The organism is Lysinibacillus sp. OL1 (genome assembly GCF_004332175.1).
Lineage (GTDB): Bacteria > Bacillota > Bacilli > Bacillales_A > Planococcaceae > Lysinibacillus > Lysinibacillus capsici.
Map to the genome: position 1 here is coordinate 185,121 of NZ_SJDS01000007.1, position 17,483 is coordinate 202,603.

Here is a 17,483-nt window from a genome sequence, read left to right on the forward strand (position 1 = left end):
CAATCGAACCCATTAATGGACCACTAAAACGAGCAATTAATGTACCTTCATTTCAAGCACGATATGAAGCGATGCGACGAGAAATTTTAGAACATCCGCGTGTGGAGGAATTTATAGCTCAACATGCAGAAGAACTAAACTACGAGAACATTGAGCGAAACCTACCAAAGCTTCAAGAATATATTAGTCAATCTACTGTGTGCTGTGGCTGTGACAATACTGACAATTGCACAAATTATTTAAAAGGCTTCATCCCGCAGTTAAGAGTTGTCAGAAAGTCGTTAGAGATTGATTATGTCCAGTGTGAGCAAAAGATACGTGAGGACGAGCGCCGAGATGTTGCCAACATGATCGCTAGTATGCATATGCCAAAGGATGTATTGCAAGCTACAATAAGTGATTTATTTATAGATGACCATTCACGAATCGATATTGCCAATAAAGCAACAGATTTTGTAGATAGTATAATAGAAACAGGAAAACTACCGACAAAGGGCTTTTATTTATACGGTGAGTTTGGTGTAGGGAAGTCCTTTGTACTTGGTGCTTTGGCCAATCAATTAGCTAGAATTAAAGTTAAATCTGTGGTAGTTTTCGTTCCAGAGTTTTTACGAGAAATGAAAAATGCCATTGGCGATAATACATTGAATGAGAAAATTGATTATATTAAAAAGGCTCCTGTCTTAATGCTAGATGATTTAGGCGCGGAGACAATGACTGCCTGGACACGTGATGAAATATTGGGGACTATTTTCCATTATCGGATGGCAGAGCAATTGCCAACTTTTATTACGTCTAATTTTAACTATGAAGAATTAGAGCATCACTTAGCTCAGTCACAAAAAGGTGATATTGAGGTTGTCAAAGCGGGACGTATTATGGAGCGAATTAAAGCCCTAACCGTGCCGATCGAAATGCGAGGCAAAAATCGTCGGATGTAACATTGATAGTTGCATTTTTCGACAATCGAGCGTATACTGACTCATATACTTAATATCAATATGCATTGATGAGGACATGAATTTTGTGTATCAGCTTTTAGAGAGGGAAGTCATCGGCTGAAAACTTCCTAGTATGGGCACATTATTTACTACCTACTGAGCAGCGAAAGGGATAATCTTTCGCCGGTCCCTAGCCCGTTAGCTAGCCTTGAGCTTCGTCTGACTTTATGTAAGTCGGAAGGAAGAAGGGTGGAACCACGAGCATACGCTTCGTCCCTTTTGTGAGGGACGGAGCTTTTTTTATTTTTCTCAGATTTCATTGAAATAGTGGTGGCTCCGCTCATATAGGGAGATAAGTCGCTCGCGAAAGTGGTTAACTTGCTCATAGAGAGTAAGAAAATACTCAGAAGCATGAAGATGCCGCTCCGATTGCACTGAGAAATGCTTAAAAAAGCAATGACTCCGCTCAAACCAAGCCGTAGAGTCACACAAATATTGCTCCAGCCAATCATCAAGCATGATGTATTTATCAAAAACAAAGGAGTGCAAAGATTATGTCAGAAATGATTAAATTAACTTTCCCAGATGGCGCTGTAAAGGAATTTGCAAAAGGCACATCAACGGATGACGTAGCATTATCTATTAGCCCTGGCTTACGTAAAAAAGCGTATGCAGGTAAAATTAATGGTGTGTTAGTGGATTTAAAAACACCAATTGAAGAGGATGCAACTATTGCAATCATTACACAAGATGATGAGGCAGCACTTGAAATTTTACGTCACTCAACTGCCCATTTAACAGCGCAAGCTATTAAACGTCTATTCCCAGATGTAAAGCTTGGTATTGGTCCAGTAATTGAAGGTGGTTTCTACTATGATATCGACTCACCAACACCAATCACTGCTGAAGATCTACCAGCCATTGAAAAAGAAATGAAGAAAATTATTGCTGAAAACCTTGAGGTGGAACGCAAAAATGTAAGCCGTGCTGAAGCACAAGCCCTTTATGAAGAAATTGGCGATGAGTATAAATTAGAATTACTTGAAGCCATTCCTGCAGATGAGCAAGTATCTATTTATTATCAAGGCGAGTTTTTTGATCTTTGCCGTGGTATCCACGTACCATCTACGGGTAAACTTCGTGAATTCAAGCTTTTATCATTAGCGGGTGCTTACTGGAGAGGGAACTCTGATAACAAAATGTTACAACGTATTTATGGTACAGCGTTCTTCAAAAAAGAGGAATTAAAACACCACCTTCAAATGCTAGAAGAAGCAAAAGAACGTGATCACCGTAAAATCGGAAAAGAATTAGAACTGTTTACAACTTCCCAAAAGGTTGGCCAAGGTTTACCACTTTGGTTACCAAATGGTGCAACAATTCGTCGTGTTATTGAACGTTATATTGTCGATAAAGAATTATCACTTGGCTATAAGCACGTTTATACACCCGTATTAGGTTCTAAAGAGCTTTATCAAACTTCTGGTCACTGGGATCATTATCAAGATTCAATTTTCCCACCAATGGAAATGGATAATGAAACATTAATTATGCGTCCAATGAACTGTCCTCACCATATGATGGTGTACAAAAACAGCATGCATTCATATCGTAATCTACCATTGCGTATTGCAGAGCTTGGCACAATGCACCGTTACGAAATGTCAGGGGCGGTTTCAGGCTTACAACGTGTTCGTGGGATGACATTAAATGATGCCCATATTTTTGTTCGCCCAGATCAAATTAAAGCGGAATTCCAAAAAGTAGTACAGTTAATTTTAGAGGTTTATAAAGATTTCGATCTTAATGATTACTCATTCCGTTTATCTTATCGCGACCCAGCAGATACTGAGAAATACTTCGATGATGATGCAATGTGGGAAAAAGCACAAAGCATGCTAAAAGAAGCAATGGATGAACTTGGCTTAGACTACTTTGAAGCGGAAGGTGAGGCTGCATTCTATGGTCCTAAACTTGACGTTCAGGTAAAAACAGCGATTGGTAAAGAAGAGACTTTATCTACAGTTCAATTAGACTTCTTATTACCAGAGCGCTTCGACCTAACTTATGTTGGGGAAGATGGTAAGCCTCATCGTCCAGTTGTTATCCACCGTGGTGTTGTATCAACAATGGAACGTTTTGTTGCCTTCTTAATTGAAGAATACAAAGGAGCATTCCCAACTTGGTTAGCACCAGTACAAGTTGAAGTTATTCCAGTATCGAATGAAGCTCACTTCGACTATGCAAAGCAAATTGAAGAGCAACTGACAGCAGCTGGTTTACGTGTGGAAATGGATGATCGTGAAGAGAAGTTAGGCTATAAAATCCGTGAGGCACAAATGAAAAAGATTCCTTATATGCTTGTTATCGGGGATAAAGAGGTTGAGGCAAATGGCGTGAATGTTCGACGTTATGGCTCGAAAGATTCCGAAACAATTAGCTTTGAGGATTTCCTAGCAGCTATTAAAGCAGAAATTACAAAATAAGCTTTAACTAGAGACCCTTGCTTGCCAAAGTGAGGGTTTCTGTATAAAATAAATCTTGCATTTGTATAGAAGAGCTTCATTTTGGTTATGTTAGCACTGATAAGAAAATAAATATTTGACAGCTTATCATATACATGCTAATATAATTAAGGTTAATGAATACAAAGTTTGTGGTTGAAGTAGAGGCTGCCCGCTTCTCACCTGATACAACGCTTTAAAGGCTGTGAACAGGTATGACACGTTGAATTGTTTTGCGTAGACTTGCGCATGCACATATAGCGGGCGGACATCTTCAAAAATGTCCGTCCTTTTTTTATGGACATGACGAGAGGATGTACCGTTCAACCGGGCAAGGCTTTGCCCAAACCATGTATTCGCGACAACTACTTGGAGGTGGATTACTATTAGCAAAGACATGTATGTAAACGAAGGCATTCGCGCACGTGAACTTCGATTAATCGATCACAATGGTGACCAGCTTGGTGTAAAGACACGTAATGAAGCGCTAGAAATCGCCGCTCGTGTAAACTTGGATCTTGTCCTTGTGGCCCCTCAAGCCAAGCCGCCAGTCGCTCGTATCATGGACTATGGTAAATTTAAGTTTGAACAGCAAAAGAAAGACCGTGAAATTCGTAAGAATCAAAAGGTCATCGTAATGAAAGAGGTTCGTTTGAGCCCAACAATCGATGAGCATGATTTCCAAACGAAGTTACGTAATGCGATTAAATTCCTTGAAAAAGGCGATAAAGTAAAATGTAGCCTACGTTTCAAAGGTCGTGCGATCACACACAAAGAGATTGGTCAACGTGTGTTAGATCGTTTTGCTGAAGCTTGTGCTGAAGTATCAACGGTAGAACAAAAACCGAAGATGGAAGGCCGAAGCATGTTCTTAGTTCTTCAACCAAAGAACGAGAAATAATATTAGACGAACAGTTTAGGAGGAATTCGACATGCCAAAAATGAAAACTCACCGTGGAGCTGCGAAACGTTTCAAAAAAACGGGTTCAGGTAAATTAAAATACGACCGTGCTTATGGAAGCCACTTATTCGCAAACAAATCTACGAAACAAAAACGTCACCTACGTAAAGCAAACATCGTATCATCTGGTGACTTCAAACGCATCAAATCTTTACTTGTTTACATGAAATAATTGACTACAAAAAAATACTAACATTCATTTTTAAATGAAAAGCAGGAGGTAATTCATATGCCACGCGTAAAAGGCGGAACAGTGACGCGCAAACGTCGTAAAAAAGTATTGAAATTAGCTAAAGGTTACTATGGTTCAAAACATACATTATACAAAGTTGCTAACCAAGCAGTAATGAAATCAGGTCAATATGCATACCGTGACCGTCGTCAGAAAAAACGTGATTTCCGTAAATTATGGATCACTCGTATCAACGCAGCTGCTCGTATGAACGGTCTTTCTTATAGCCGTTTAATGCACGGTTTAAAAGTTGCAGGTATTGAAGTTAACCGTAAAATGTTAGCTGACCTTGCAGTAACTGATGCTACAGCATTCACTCAATTAGCAGACGCTGCTAAAAAAGCAGTAGCTAAATAATAGCTGACAACATTCACTATTATTTCTGCACCGAAAGCTTAGCGACAGGTGTGAAATATCATAAGTGCAATAAAAAGACTGATGGGTTTTTCCATCAGTCTTTTTTGTGTTAGATTAATAGTATCACGGTTTTAAAGGAGTAAGAGATGGGACAAGCATTATTAGCTTATATGAGCATTGTATCAATTGTATTGCTCATTTTAATGGGGATGGATAAATCACGAGCAAAGAATCATGAATGGCGTATAGCAGAGCGTACATTATTTACACTAGCCATAGCAGGAGGGGCAGCTGGGGGTGTATTGGGTATGTATTTATTCCGCCACAAAACACGTCATAATCGTTTTGCATTTGGTTTTCCCCTACTTGCAGCCATACAAATTTTTATCATTGTGCAGCTCTGGACATAAATGAGAATAATTAAAACACATCCTCATGACGGGGATGTGTTTCGCATAAGCTGTTCAATGGGCTGCTTCCAATTGATTTTGGCGCTTGGATAGTTCAATAATATTTCTTGCTGCAAATATTCAAAGTCGCTTTTGCTGAAGCCTTGTAATGTTGCAGCATCACGCGCACCGACGAAAATGGTTACAACCTCAAATGCATCCTCTGTTGTGCCTAGGTATTTTTCACCTTCAAAAAGAGCACCCTTATAGGAAATAAAGAAATTTTTTCGGACATTTTTAACGTCATCATAGAAATAATACTGGCCTTTTTCATAGGCTTCATCAAGTTTGCGTTTAGGATCGGTTATATAACGAATCGCTTTGTAAAATACATAAATAATAAGCGCTATTACAGCAAGTCGAATTAGTAACGGCAACATGTTTAAATTTCCCCCTTGAAGAAAGGTTATTCTTTCCTATACGATTAGAAGGGTCAAATAGTTTCACTTTTTATAAAAAATTTTTTAGAAATTTAGGAGAAAAAAATGAATTTACAACAATTGTTTACCATGCAAAAAGAGCTTGATGATTTTATCGAGCAAACACAAAATATTCAGCAAGATGTGTTTCAGGAAAAGGGCTTAGCCTTACTAGTGGAGCTAGCTGAGCTTGCTAATGAAACACGTTGCTTTAAATTTTGGAGCACAAAGGGACCATCAGCACGTGAAGTCATTTTAGAAGAATATGTAGATTCGATTCATTTTATCTTATCTCTTGGCTTATTAAAGGGCTATACATCGATTGAAATGTGGCCTTTCGTAGAAGAAAACAAAGATTTAACAGCTACTTTTTTAGAAACACAAAGTGTTATTTTAGCATTTATTCATCAACCTACAGAGGAGCGTTATTTAGCTATTTGGCAATACTATGGGTTACTAGCGTATAATCTCGGTTTTACATTTGAGGATGTGGTGGGTGCTTATCTTGAAAAAAATCAAGAAAATTATCATCGGCAGCGCTCAGGTTATTAAAGTAAGAAATACACCAATTTTCAGACGATTAAGCTAGGAATATTTCGGTAAACGAAGTATAATAAAATAGATACAAGAAGTAGGAGGCAAAAGGATGACACAACTAGATCCAACATTACAAATGTTTAAAGATTTAACAGATGCGAATGGTATCGCAGGTAATGAACGTGCACCGCGTGAGGTCATGAAAAAATACATTGCACCATATGCAGATACTGTAGAAACAGATAACTTAGGTAGTGTCATTGCTAAAAAAGTTGGCGATGAAAACGGTCCTAAAATTGTTGTAGCAGGACATTTAGATGAAGTAGGCTTCATGGTTACACAAATTGATGACAAAGGCTTTATCAAATTCCAAACAGTAGGTGGCTGGTGGAGCCAAGTTATGCTTGCACAGCGTGTAACAATTACTACACGTAAGGGCGATGAAGTAATTGGGGTTATTGGTTCAAAGCCACCTCATATTTTACCTGCTGATGTACGTAATAAAGTAGTAGACATCAAAGATATGTTTATCGACATTGGTGCAGCTTCTAAAGATGAAGTTCTTGAGTGGGGCGTACGTCCTGGCGATATGGTAACACCGTACTTTGAGTTTAATGTAATGAAAAATGATAAGTATCTATTAGCTAAAGCTTGGGATAACCGTATCGGCTGTGCAATCGCGATTGATGTTATGAAAGCGTTACAAAATGAAAAGCACCCTAATATTCTTTATTCTGTAGGGAATGTACAAGAAGAAGTTGGACTTCGCGGTGCAAAAACTGCTACACATAAAATCCAACCAGATATTGGATTTGCAGTGGACGTAGGTGTAGCAGGAGATACGCCTGGAGTTACAGCCAAAGAATCAACGAGTAAGATGGGGGCAGGCCCTCAAATCGTTGTGTATGATGCATCTATGGTTTCACATCGTGGCTTACGTGAATTCGTATTAGATGTAGCAGATGAGCACAATATTCCATATCAATTTGAAGCGATGGCTGGCGGTGGTACAGATGCTGGCTCCATCCACGTAACAGCAAATGGTGTACCAGCACTATCAATCGGTATTGCAACACGCTATATTCATTCACATGCAGGTATCCTACATCGTGATGATTATGATAATGCCGTTAAATTAATGGTAGAAGTCATTAAAAAATTAGACCGTGATGCAGTCAATAAAATTACTTTTGACTGATACTGCTAAATAGATATAGCATGATTTTGCCTTCTAACAAAATGTTAGGAGGCTTTTTTACTCATTCCAAGGCCAATTAGGACTTGCTAATATTTTATAGAAATCAAAATATAAATTAATGGAAAATATCTGCGAGCAAACTGACAGTTGCTTTTAACTGAGCAACAGCCAAAGTATGTTAAGTTAGCTTATGATAAGAACCATTGCTAGCTTCTAGAAACGTTTAGCGGGCCAAGATTACTGAGAATGAGTGAAGGTGGATAGGTTTCAAGAGGTGTATAGGAGCTACAAGCGAGTTCTTGTGAAGAATAGGGTATTTCCTTTTATACCATCCAAGAAACACCCCGATTTCGCTATAAAGAATTTTCTAAAAGCTGTAAGATACTTTTCCCCATTTCAAGAGGATTGGTTGCAAGTATAGAGGATCGATAATTGGATAGAATCACGACACCTGTTTGCTGTTTTTTATTAAACCCTAGATAACTAGAGAAGCCTTTTGTTGATCCGTTATGCCAAATAATATCGTCTTCAAGTACCCATCCTAATCCGATGCTTACATCTTTTGAAATAGTATGAGTAGCTTGGTGTGTTAATAAATAGCCTGAATTTCGATTGCCAACGTGTATTTTTAAAAATTTTAATAAATCATCAACAGTGGATCGTATAGCGCCCGCTGCCATAAATTCATTCATTTCAAGTGGGGGCTTGTTATGTCCCCGAACAGAATATCCCTTCAATACGGTATTTTCTTTAGAGGGGGGGATAGAAATAAAGGTATTCGTTAAATTTAAAGGTTCTACGATTCTACGAGTAATGGCTGTTTCAAAGTCAGTGTGAAGTTCATTTGCTAATAAATATCCTAAAAGGCCCATTCCTACATTAGAATATCTAAACTTAACTTTAGGCTCCTGGGTATGGGTTTTAAAATACTGTATTGCCTCATTCAATGAGTAGGGACAAAAGGGGTCACGAGGTGTTTGGTTATCAAAAAGATTATAGATGTTCTTCAGTACACCAAATCCCGGTAGACCAGATGTGTGATTTGCCAAATGCCTCAAAGTTACAGGGTGATTGTCGGGAATTTCAGAAAAGTATTTGGCGATAGAGTCTTCTATCTTCACGATTCCTTCTTGAATCATTTCCCCAAGCATGGATGTTGTGAAAACTTTAGAGATTGATCCAATTTCATAGATATAGGGTTTTTTATCATATGTGACATTTGAGCCGTTGAATATAAAAGCAGCATCTAGATTACGACAAATAACACCAATGGATAGGATTACATTCGGACGAGTCTTTACGTAAGGATAAGCAATTTTAAAAATATCCTTTTTTAAATCATTTAAATCCACAAATATTCCTCCTTTTCCATCGCTAATTTTTTTGAGCGCTAGAGACAATAGCATGGAGCTTCGTAAATATTTCTTTTAATTGCAGTAAATCCTCTTTAGCGAGCTGTGAATAGTATTTATTGATAATGGCTAACTCAATTTTTTCCTGTTTTTGAAAATAATCAAAGCCCCGCGTATCTAACTCGATGATGATTTCTCTACGATCCTTTTTATTTACGGTTCTTTTTATAAAGCTCTCCTGTTCTAGTCTTCCTACTAATTGACTTACAGCACTAGCAGAGGTCCCCATCAACTTTGCTAATTCGAAGGTTTGCAAAGGACCATGTGTTTGAAGAAGGCTTAAAAATAGTGCTTGCTTTGTAGTTAATGTTTCGTCTAATAGGGTGGAAAATTCTTCTGTTAGCATCACATTTGTTTCATACTCTACTTGGTTCAGCTCTTTGACCAGCTGTATCAGCTCGTTTTCCATTTCTTTCACCGCCTAAATAGTTAATATACATTAATTATGAATGCATATAAACTATAATGCAATTATTTAAGAATATGTTTGTTTAATAAAAAAGGAAATATGCATAAATATTCGTTTTGACGAATTTTCGTCACATTTAATAACAAATGAATAATAATTAAAATTTATTATAAAAATTCAGTTGATTTTATATTTATGCATGTTATACTAATTTCAACAGCAACGATATAAGGAGCGAAGGCTATGAAATTACTCGAAGAAGTACAGTTAAAGTTAGTGACTAGTTTAAAAGGAAAAGATCTACTAACTTTGCTAGACTATACAAGTCAAGAGGTTCAAGATCTTATTGAATTAGCAACACAGCTTAAAATGATTACAAAAGAGGGGAAATGTCCAAGATTACTAGAAGGTAAAACGCTTGGTATGATTTTTGAGAAACATTCAACTCGTACACGTATTTCATTTGAAGTTGGTATGAATCAATTAGGTGGGAAAAGCATGTTTATGCATGCGCGTGATTTGCAAATTGGTCGTGGTGAATCAATTTACGATACAGCGCATGTATTATCTGGCTATTTAGATGGCATTATGATTCGCGCAAACTCTCACAAAATGGTCAAAGAGCTGGCAGAGCATGCAGCAATCCCTGTCATCAATGGATTAACGGATATTTATCATCCCTGCCAGGCATTAGCTGATTTAGAGACGATTGCAGAAAATAAAGGCATGTTAAAAGGACTTAAAATTGCCTATGTAGGTGATGGCAACAATGTAGCACATTCACTCGTAGTAGCTTCAGCACACGTTGGCATGAATGTAGCTGTTGCGACACCTGTAGGGTATGAATGTGATGGGGAAGTCATCGCTAAAGCACAGGCGATTGCGGCAGCAAATGGCAGTACGATTATGATCACGAATGATCCTGTTGAAGCAGTATTAAATGCAGATGTCGTCTATGCAGATGTTTGGACATCTATGGGGCAAGAGGAAGAAACAGCAAAACGTTTACAAGATTTTGCTGGCTATCAAATTAATGATGAGCTAGTAGCCTATGCAAAACCAAATTATATGTTCTTACATTGCTTACCAGCACATCGTGAGGAAGAGGTTGCGACTTCAGTTATTGACGGACCTAATTCTTACATCTTTGAGCAAGCCGAAAATAGATTGCATGCTCAAAAAGCTGTATTAGCATCGATTTTAGCTTAAATATAGACATATGCTTTCTCGAGTTGAGAAGTACGATAGATAGAGTTTACATGGACAACAGAGGGTGTTCATGTGAATAACATAAAAGTGGTAGGCAGACAGAGGGATGTTCACCACGTGCGATGTTTGTTGTCAAGATGGATGGCTACATCGCTACATAGGAAAGTAACCTGGGAGAAGCTGGGTTACTTTTTTCTTTGTCAAAAATATAAAACATAGTTTTCTTATAAGTTATAGAGAAAATAAGGGATTATTTATATAATAGGTTAAATAAGTAATGAAGGGGTGAACTCCTCGTGAATATAGATCATATCGAGGCATTTTTATATGTTGTCCATTACAAAAGTATCCATAAAGCAGCCAATGCATTATTTCTTTCACAGCCAACTGTAACTGCACGTATTAAGTCATTAGAACGAGAGCTAGGTGTTGAGTTATTTTACCGAGATGGAAGAAGTGTGAGCGTATCAGAGAAAGGGAGAGACTTTTTACCATTTGCCACGCAAATTGTGCAAACATTTCAGCAAGGAAAGAAGCAATTAGAAGAAACGCAGGAGACCGATGAGGTATGTATTGGTGCAAACGGCGTAACAGCCCAGTATTTCTTAGCCTATGCATTGCCTAAATGGAAAGAGCAATTCCCTTATTTGCGTTTTCAATTATTTACAGGTTCCACAACAAACATTTTAGAAAAGCTACAAAGCCACCAAATTCATCTCGGCTTTATTCAATATGTACATGGGGATGGCATTGAGAACGAGCTTTTATTGAACAATACAGTGAAACTTGTCAAACACCGTGATCACCCATTACAACTAGATGAACTTATTCAAGCAAAAGAATTAGCTCAACAGAAAATGGTGTTTTTTGAATGTGGGGCGTTTGATTGGAATTATGTGCATAAAATGTTCGAGGTAGAGGGAGTAGCAGCCAATATTGAAGTACGAACAGATCATTTAGAAGTTGCCAAAGAATTTATTCGGACAAAAGACTATCTAAGCTTTTTACCACATCTATGCATCAAAAAGGAACTGGAAAGCGGTGAATTTGTGGAGATAGACGTCAAGCATTTACTGGATATGAATCAACATATATTTTTAACCTATAAAGAGAAAGAGACGTTGCCATCAGCCTTTTGGCAGACAATTTGTGAAACAGCTAAGCATTATGAAGGCATAGAAGACACGTATTGATAAAATATTTTATCACCACATAAAATTTTTTCTATTACTGGACCTATTGCATATCGTCGAAAGGAACGGTAATATCATTCTCAATCCAATAAAACATACTTAACCACTATGTTTAGTAAAGTAAAAAATGAGGAGGAAATGACATGGCTAGACAGGATAAAATTCGATTTGGAGCAATTATTCATGGGGTAGGAGGAAATATTTCTGGTTGGCGTCATCCAAAGGTGGCGAGCAATCAAAGTGTAAGCTTACCTTTCTATATTCAACAGGCTCAGAAAGCAGAGCAGGGAAAATTTGATGTAGCATTTATTGCGGATGGTTTATTTATTAACGAAAAATCCATCCCTCATTTTTTAAATCGATTTGAACCTATTACAATCTTATCGGCTTTAGCAGTAGCGACGAAAAACATTGGATTAGTTGGAACAGTCTCAACTTCCTATAGCGAACCATTTACAGTAGCACGCCAATTCGCTTCATTAGATCATATTAGTGCTGGGCGTGCTGGATGGAATGTTGTAACGACACCATTAGAAAGTACTGCTTTGAACTATAACAAAACAATCGACCAACATCCTAGCCATGCAGAACGCTATCAAATTGCGGAAGAACATTTAGAGGTTGTCAAGGGCTTATGGGACTCGTGGGATGATGATGCGTTTATTACAGATGTCGACAATGATCAATTTTTTGATCCAGAAAAATTACACACATTACATCATAAAGGGCGATATTTTTCAGTCCAAGGACCACTCAATATTGGTCGAACAAAGCAAGGCCAGCCCGTTATTTTCCAGGCTGGGTCGTCTGATGCAGGCATTCGATTAGCTGCAAAAGAGGCAGATGCCATTTTCACACATGGGGCATCTATTGAAGAGGCACAGAAATTTTACTCGAGAGTAAAAAAAGAGGTGGCAACATTTGGACGAAATCCCGAAGAAGTAAAGATTTTTCCAGGTATATCACCAATTATTGGCGATACGGTGGAGGAAGCAGAGGCGAAATATCAAGAAATTGTTGAGTTAGTTTCCATAGACCGTGCTCTTGCATATCTTGGACGTTACTTCGACCATCATGATTTTACCCAATACGATGTGGATGCACCGTTTCCTGAGTTAGGGGATATTGGAGCCAATAGCTTTAGAAGCACAACCGATTATATTAAACGATATGCTAAGCAAGAGGGTTTGACATTACGTCAAGTCGCTTTACGCGAGGCGACACCAAAAACAGCCTTTTTTGGGACAGCTGAGCAAGTAGCAGATCTTGTACAAGAATGGTTTGAAAAGAAAGCAGCAGATGGCTTTATTATTGGCGTGACAGTCCCTGGTGCTCTTGAAGATTTTGTTGATAAAGTAGTGCCAATTTTACAAGCAAGAGGGCTTTATCGTAAAGACTATGAGGCAGATACTTTGCGAGGGAATTTAGGTTTACCCTTCAAGGAAAGTCGCTATGTTAAACAGTCTGTCTAAAAACCTAGTAAATTAATTTGAATAAAAGAGATTGGGAGTGATTGTATGAGTTATACATTAGGCATATTAGATCAAAGCCCTATTATTGAAGGAGCAAGCAATGAACAAACATTACAAAAAACGGTGGCTTTAGCACAACGAGCTGAGCAGTTAGGCTATTCACGTTTTTGGGTATCGGAGCATCATCATACAGAATCATTAGCAGGCTCTTCTCCAGAAGTATTAGTTTCTTATTTACTTGCCAAAACCAAATCCATTCAAATTGGATCAGGAGGGGTTATGCTACAGCATTATAGCCCCTATAAAGTAGCAGAAAATTTCCATGTTCTAGCATCATTGGAGCCAGAACGTGTAGATTTGGGCATTGGTAAAGCCCCTGGTGGCTTACCACTTTCAACAAAGGCTCTACAATATGGCACCCTTAACCAGGGGAAAGATTTTGAAGAGAGACTAACATTATTACAGCAATTGATCGAACAAACCATACCAAAAGAGCACGAACTATATGGCATACAAGCAACGCCGATACCGCAGAAAAAGCCAGCATTATTTTTACTAGGTGCTAGCCCAGAAAGTGCTACTCTTGCAGGGAAACTTGGCATTGCCTTCGTCTTTGCTCGATTTATTAATAGCGACAATAAGGTTTTGGCACAAGCAGCTTCAACCTATCGCAGTCATCATCCAAACGGTATTTTTGCGCTTTCCATTGCCGCACTTGCTGCTCCAAGCAAAAAGGAAGCGAAAGAGCTAATTGGAGATCAAAAAATCACAAAGGTCCATTTAGCAAGTGGCAGAAGCTTGACACTACAATCAGTAGAGCTAGCAGAGAAATTTGGTCAGGAATCAGGAGAGGAATACACGGTGGAGCAGTATGAGGCCGATATTTTATACGGTACAGCAGAAGACATTAGAGCCAACTTAGATGACTACCATGTACGATTCCAAATTGATGAATTTATTTTGCATACACCCATCTTGAAGGAATTTGAACGTCAACGTTCGTTTGAGCTTTTAAGTCCTGTCCATTTGCAATTACAACAAAAGGTGAAGGCAATCTAAGGAGGTCATGAAATGACAAAAAGTTTAGATATAATCATTTGGTCGAAGCAAGGTTGTAGTTATTGCGAGGAAATAAAAGCATATCTACAAGAACGACATATTTCCTACAAAACAGTTGATGTCACGTCTAATGATATATTCAGAGACATCCTTGATATAAAGTATGGTGTTCGACATGTGCCTGTTGTAGAAATCGGGTCAAGTGAAACAGGTATCTATAGAGCTGTAACGGAAATTGGATTAGAACATCTACAGAAGGCATTTGCTGTGAATCTACCCTCATATGCATAACAGAAGGAGAGAGGAATCTTATGAAAAAAATATCATTTTATTTGCTACTTGTGCTAGCAGCGCTATTAACTGCTTGTGCAAACTCAGAAAAAACAATTGGTGACGCAAGTGCTCAAAAAACAGCACAGAGTGGCAAGGATGTTCAAAAAATTATAGTTGGTACGGGAACTCAGTTTCCAAACATCTGTTTTTTAGATGACAAGGGAAATTTAACTGGTTATGATGTAGAGCTTGTTCGTGCAATTGATGAGAAGCTACCAGAATATGAGTTTGAATTTAAAACAATGGAATTCTCCAATTTATTACTAAGTTTAGAAACAAGAAAAATAGATTTTATTGCCCATCAAATGGAAGTTAATAGTGAGCGTGAAGAGAAGTTTTTATTTAATAAAGAGCCGTATAATGTTTTCCCATTAAAGGTGACAGTCAACGAGAAAAATAATGCCATTCAATCCATTGATGATTTAAAAGGGAAAAATGTGAGTGTTTCACCAACAAGTAATTCTGCTGTTTTTATTGAAAAATATAATAAAGAGCATAATTTAGGAGCCAATATCGTTTATTCTTCTGGCTCAGTTGATGTTAATAATCAACTTGCAACGGGACGAATTGATGCCATTATTACCACACCGTTTGCTGTTCGATACTATAACGAAAGCAATGAGGCACAGCAAAAGGTTGTAGGTGATGCATTATTAAATTCAAAGGTCTACTTTTTACTCAATAAAGATGAAGTGAAGTTACAGGAGCGCTTAGATGAAGCAATCGTTGAATTAAAGAATGAGGGGGTAGTGAGTGAGCTTAGTAAAAAGTGGTTGGGTGATGATTATACAGTAGACTTCTAATGAACAGGAAAGGAAGATGGCAGTATGGAAAATAACTTTGATGTCGTGCTAATTGCGGAAGTACTTCCAATATTGCTTCAGTATTTACCCATAACTTTCGAGATTCTAGTATTCTCCATACTTTTTGGTATGATGCTTGGGATTGTGCTAGCCATACCAAAGCTACTTCACATACCGATATTGAAGCAAATTATTACAATCTATATATCCTTTATTCGTGGTACACCCATTTTAGTGCAGTTGTTCTTAGTATTTTACGGTATACCCGCATTGTTAAAGCTCATTCATATTGATGTGACACGAATGGATGCAATGTATTTTGTTATTATTACGTACACATTCAGCAATGCGGCAGCCTTTGCCGAAATATTTCGTGCAGCAATTTTAACCGTTGATCGGGGTCAAATGGAGGCGGCCTATTCAGTAGGCTTAAGTGGATCACAGGGTTTTATGCGAATTGTTTTGCCACAGGCAATACGTGTTGCTTTTCCAAATATAGCAAATACAATGATTAGTTCATTAAAAGATACATCGTTAGCATTCTCCATCGGTGTAATGGATATGGTGGGGAGAGGAGAAACCTTGATTGCTTCTACGACACGAGCGTTGGAAATCTATGTAGCTTTGTCAATTGTTTACTATGTCATCGTGATAATCCTTGAAAAAGTATTTAAACTTAATGAACGCTATTTTAATCGCTATATGCCAAAGGAGCTTGCTTCACAATAGGGGGAATATGCTATGACCATTGATATCGCTTTTATAGTAGAAGCATTACGAGAAATTAGTAAAGTAATACCGTTAACCTTATTCATGACTATTACACCTGTTTTATTAGGAATCGTTATTGGCATAAGTGTAGCTTTCGTGCGCATTCAACAGATAAAAATAGTCTCATCTGTCCTTAATTTTTATGTTTCATTTTTCAGAGGAACACCTATCATTATGCATATCATGCTCGTTTATTTTGGCTTGCCAATGCTAGTTGATAGTGTAGCTAATTTGCTTCATTTAAAGATACAATCAAATTCTATTCCTATTTTATTTTTTGTCATACTAGCCTTAACACTTAGTGCAGGGGCTTATGCCTCAGAAATTATTCGTTCAGGGATATTAGCTGTACCTAAAGGACAATTAGAAGCAGCATATGCGATTGGATTAACATTTCCTCAAGCGATGCGACGTTATATTTTACCACAAGCATTTGGGCAATCTATTCCCAACTTGACGAATGTTTTTATTGGTTTTTTACATGCTACATCATTAGCATTTTTCCTATCCATTAAAGAATTGACCGGTGTGGCAAATATTATTGCTTCCATGAACTTAAAGTTTTTAGAGTCATTTATTGCTGTTGGTCTTATTTATTGGGGAATTTCCATCATAGTAGAATGGGTTTCACACCGTATTGAAAAAAGAGTAACAGCCTATAGTAAGGGCGGTTTTTCATCATAGAAAGGGGAAATTAGAATGACAGTAGCGGATATTGTGATTGAACATTTACAAGAGGAAGATTATGCAAGCTATCTTGAGGTTTTAGTTGAGAGCTATGCGCAATATGAAAAGGACTATGAAGACCCAGAGCACTGGCAATCATATTTAAGTGATATCCGTGCTTCGGTTGGTAATCCGAATGCAGAGACAATTCTTATTGCAAAACGCGGAGATGACATATTAGGTGGATTACAACTATTTACAGATGCAGGGAAAGCGTATGGCTTGCCAGAGCTAAATATTCAATCGACGATTGTGCGCTTATTAGGTGTGCATCCAAAAGGAAGAGGGCAAGGGGTTGCTAAGAAATTATTAAATGAAAGTTTTGCCTTTGCTAGAAAGAGACAGGATCAGGCACTTTATTTACACTCAGGTGATATGATGCAGGCAGCCATTAATCTTTACTTATCATTAGGTTTTGTGCGAGATGAGTCGAAGGAATTTTACAAGGGAGATATATTAGTCAAGAGCTTCCGTTATGATTTATAATGATAAACCCGC

The 17,483-nt window shown here is 37.8% G+C and carries 20 protein-coding genes; 17 read left to right on the forward strand and 3 right to left on the reverse strand.

Annotated features, from left to right (window positions below):
* The first annotated feature begins 2 nt into the window (after positions 1-2).
* The 6 genes from dnaI to EW028_RS14320 all read left to right on the forward strand — a co-directional run bounded on the left by dnaI (position 3) and on the right by EW028_RS14320 (position 5,405).
* On the forward strand, positions 3-941 hold the full coding sequence (gene dnaI / locus EW028_RS14295) for a primosomal protein DnaI (protein ID WP_227744960.1): 939 nt from the start codon (positions 3-5) through the stop codon (positions 939-941).
* A 554-nt stretch (positions 942-1,495) separates the two neighbouring features.
* The gene (thrS, locus tag EW028_RS14300; RefSeq protein ID WP_103118643.1) at positions 1,496-3,427 is read left to right on the forward strand and encodes a threonine--tRNA ligase; all 1,932 of its coding nucleotides are present in this window, start codon (positions 1,496-1,498) and stop codon (positions 3,425-3,427) included.
* Between the two features lie 415 nt (positions 3,428-3,842).
* Positions 3,843-4,346: a translation initiation factor IF-3 gene (gene infC, locus EW028_RS14305; RefSeq protein WP_016994853.1), complete on the forward strand. Its 504-nt coding sequence runs from the start codon at positions 3,843-3,845 to the stop codon at positions 4,344-4,346.
* A gap of 31 nt (positions 4,347-4,377) precedes the next feature.
* Entirely contained in the window at positions 4,378-4,578 is a 201-nt protein-coding gene (rpmI, locus tag EW028_RS14310) for a 50S ribosomal protein L35 (protein ID WP_004226312.1), read from the forward strand.
* A gap of 57 nt (positions 4,579-4,635) precedes the next feature.
* Positions 4,636-4,995: a 50S ribosomal protein L20 gene (rplT, locus tag EW028_RS14315; RefSeq protein ID WP_025114500.1), complete on the forward strand. Its 360-nt coding sequence runs from the start codon at positions 4,636-4,638 to the stop codon at positions 4,993-4,995.
* Positions 4,996-5,141: 146 nt separating this feature from the next.
* A complete protein-coding gene (locus EW028_RS14320; RefSeq protein ID WP_048393614.1) occupies positions 5,142-5,405 on the forward strand; it encodes a DUF1294 domain-containing protein in 264 nt (87 codons plus the stop codon).
* Positions 5,406-5,428: 23 nt separating this feature from the next.
* Here EW028_RS14320 and EW028_RS14325 read toward each other — a convergent pair whose 3' ends face one another.
* Positions 5,429-5,824 carry a hypothetical protein gene (locus tag EW028_RS14325; protein ID WP_004226335.1) on the reverse strand — a complete coding sequence of 132 codons (396 nt, stop codon included), beginning with the start codon at positions 5,822-5,824 and terminating at the stop codon, positions 5,429-5,431.
* 105 nt (positions 5,825-5,929) lie between these two features.
* Here EW028_RS14325 and EW028_RS14330 point away from each other — a divergent pair, with 105 nt between their 5' ends.
* Together EW028_RS14330 and EW028_RS14335 are read left to right on the forward strand one after the other, a co-directional pair.
* A complete protein-coding gene (locus EW028_RS14330; protein ID WP_054549960.1) occupies positions 5,930-6,415 on the forward strand; it encodes a dUTP diphosphatase in 486 nt (161 codons plus the stop codon).
* Positions 6,416-6,509: 94 nt separating this feature from the next.
* On the forward strand, positions 6,510-7,598 hold the full coding sequence (locus EW028_RS14335) for a M42 family metallopeptidase (RefSeq protein WP_016994857.1): 1,089 nt from the start codon (positions 6,510-6,512) through the stop codon (positions 7,596-7,598).
* A 353-nt stretch (positions 7,599-7,951) separates the two neighbouring features.
* Here EW028_RS14335 and EW028_RS14340 read toward each other — a convergent pair whose 3' ends face one another.
* On the reverse strand, positions 7,952-8,950 hold the full coding sequence (locus EW028_RS14340; protein WP_193767388.1) for a serine hydrolase domain-containing protein: 999 nt from the start codon (positions 8,948-8,950) through the stop codon (positions 7,952-7,954).
* A gap of 22 nt (positions 8,951-8,972) precedes the next feature.
* A complete protein-coding gene (locus EW028_RS14345; RefSeq protein WP_131521360.1) occupies positions 8,973-9,419 on the reverse strand; it encodes a MarR family winged helix-turn-helix transcriptional regulator in 447 nt (148 codons plus the stop codon).
* 243 nt (positions 9,420-9,662) lie between these two features.
* On the opposite strand from EW028_RS14345, the gene argF reads away from it, so the two are divergent.
* The 9 genes from argF to EW028_RS14390 all read left to right on the forward strand — a co-directional run bounded on the left by argF (position 9,663) and on the right by EW028_RS14390 (position 17,471).
* Entirely contained in the window at positions 9,663-10,628 is a 966-nt protein-coding gene (argF, locus tag EW028_RS14350; protein ID WP_131521361.1) for an ornithine carbamoyltransferase, read from the forward strand.
* Positions 10,629-10,924: 296 nt separating this feature from the next.
* Positions 10,925-11,821, forward strand: a complete 897-nt coding sequence (locus EW028_RS14355) for a LysR family transcriptional regulator (protein WP_131521362.1) — start codon at positions 10,925-10,927, stop codon at positions 11,819-11,821.
* A 143-nt stretch (positions 11,822-11,964) separates the two neighbouring features.
* The gene (locus EW028_RS14360; RefSeq protein ID WP_131521363.1) at positions 11,965-13,293 is read left to right on the forward strand and encodes an LLM class flavin-dependent oxidoreductase; all 1,329 of its coding nucleotides are present in this window, start codon (positions 11,965-11,967) and stop codon (positions 13,291-13,293) included.
* A 45-nt stretch (positions 13,294-13,338) separates the two neighbouring features.
* Complete coding sequence (locus EW028_RS14365) at positions 13,339-14,352, forward strand: LLM class flavin-dependent oxidoreductase (RefSeq protein WP_131521364.1); 1,014 nt, start codon at positions 13,339-13,341, stop codon at positions 14,350-14,352.
* Between the two features lie 12 nt (positions 14,353-14,364).
* Positions 14,365-14,643, forward strand: a complete 279-nt coding sequence (locus EW028_RS14370; protein ID WP_131521365.1) for a glutaredoxin family protein — start codon at positions 14,365-14,367, stop codon at positions 14,641-14,643.
* Positions 14,644-14,663: 20 nt separating this feature from the next.
* Positions 14,664-15,488, forward strand: a complete 825-nt coding sequence (locus tag EW028_RS14375) for a transporter substrate-binding domain-containing protein (protein WP_131521366.1) — start codon at positions 14,664-14,666, stop codon at positions 15,486-15,488.
* A gap of 24 nt (positions 15,489-15,512) precedes the next feature.
* The gene (locus EW028_RS14380) at positions 15,513-16,217 is read left to right on the forward strand and encodes an amino acid ABC transporter permease (protein ID WP_131521367.1); all 705 of its coding nucleotides are present in this window, start codon (positions 15,513-15,515) and stop codon (positions 16,215-16,217) included.
* A gap of 12 nt (positions 16,218-16,229) precedes the next feature.
* Positions 16,230-16,943: an amino acid ABC transporter permease gene (locus EW028_RS14385; protein WP_131521368.1), complete on the forward strand. Its 714-nt coding sequence runs from the start codon at positions 16,230-16,232 to the stop codon at positions 16,941-16,943.
* Positions 16,944-16,958: 15 nt separating this feature from the next.
* A complete protein-coding gene (locus tag EW028_RS14390; protein ID WP_131521369.1) occupies positions 16,959-17,471 on the forward strand; it encodes a GNAT family N-acetyltransferase in 513 nt (170 codons plus the stop codon).
* Positions 17,472-17,483 lie beyond the last annotated feature (12 nt).

What these genes read in the sequence shown, in the direction of transcription:
- EW028_RS14360 (WP_131521363.1), top strand. Translation starts at nt 11,965, where the DNA reads ATGGCTAGACAGGATAAAATTCGATTTGGAGCAATTATTCATGGGGTA.
- rplT (WP_025114500.1), top strand. Translation starts at nt 4,636, where the DNA reads ATGCCACGCGTAAAAGGCGGAACAGTGACGCGCAAACGTCGTAAAAAA.
- EW028_RS14380 (WP_131521367.1), top strand. Translation starts at nt 15,513, where the DNA reads ATGGAAAATAACTTTGATGTCGTGCTAATTGCGGAAGTACTTCCAATA.
- EW028_RS14365 (WP_131521364.1), top strand. Translation starts at nt 13,339, where the DNA reads ATGAGTTATACATTAGGCATATTAGATCAAAGCCCTATTATTGAAGGA.
- EW028_RS14320 (WP_048393614.1), top strand. Translation starts at nt 5,142, where the DNA reads ATGGGACAAGCATTATTAGCTTATATGAGCATTGTATCAATTGTATTG.
- infC (WP_016994853.1), top strand. Translation starts at nt 3,843, where the DNA reads ATGTATGTAAACGAAGGCATTCGCGCACGTGAACTTCGATTAATCGAT.
- EW028_RS14375 (WP_131521366.1), top strand. Translation starts at nt 14,664, where the DNA reads ATGAAAAAAATATCATTTTATTTGCTACTTGTGCTAGCAGCGCTATTA.
- EW028_RS14325 (WP_004226335.1), bottom strand. Translation starts at nt 5,824, where the DNA reads ATGTTGCCGTTACTAATTCGACTTGCTGTAATAGCGCTTATTATTTAT.
- thrS (WP_103118643.1), top strand. Translation starts at nt 1,496, where the DNA reads ATGTCAGAAATGATTAAATTAACTTTCCCAGATGGCGCTGTAAAGGAA.
- EW028_RS14390 (WP_131521369.1), top strand. Translation starts at nt 16,959, where the DNA reads ATGACAGTAGCGGATATTGTGATTGAACATTTACAAGAGGAAGATTAT.
- EW028_RS14345 (WP_131521360.1), bottom strand. Translation starts at nt 9,419, where the DNA reads ATGGAAAACGAGCTGATACAGCTGGTCAAAGAGCTGAACCAAGTAGAG.
- argF (WP_131521361.1), top strand. Translation starts at nt 9,663, where the DNA reads ATGAAATTACTCGAAGAAGTACAGTTAAAGTTAGTGACTAGTTTAAAA.
- EW028_RS14370 (WP_131521365.1), top strand. Translation starts at nt 14,365, where the DNA reads ATGACAAAAAGTTTAGATATAATCATTTGGTCGAAGCAAGGTTGTAGT.
- rpmI (WP_004226312.1), top strand. Translation starts at nt 4,378, where the DNA reads ATGCCAAAAATGAAAACTCACCGTGGAGCTGCGAAACGTTTCAAAAAA.
- EW028_RS14335 (WP_016994857.1), top strand. Translation starts at nt 6,510, where the DNA reads ATGACACAACTAGATCCAACATTACAAATGTTTAAAGATTTAACAGAT.
- EW028_RS14330 (WP_054549960.1), top strand. Translation starts at nt 5,930, where the DNA reads ATGAATTTACAACAATTGTTTACCATGCAAAAAGAGCTTGATGATTTT.
- EW028_RS14385 (WP_131521368.1), top strand. Translation starts at nt 16,230, where the DNA reads ATGACCATTGATATCGCTTTTATAGTAGAAGCATTACGAGAAATTAGT.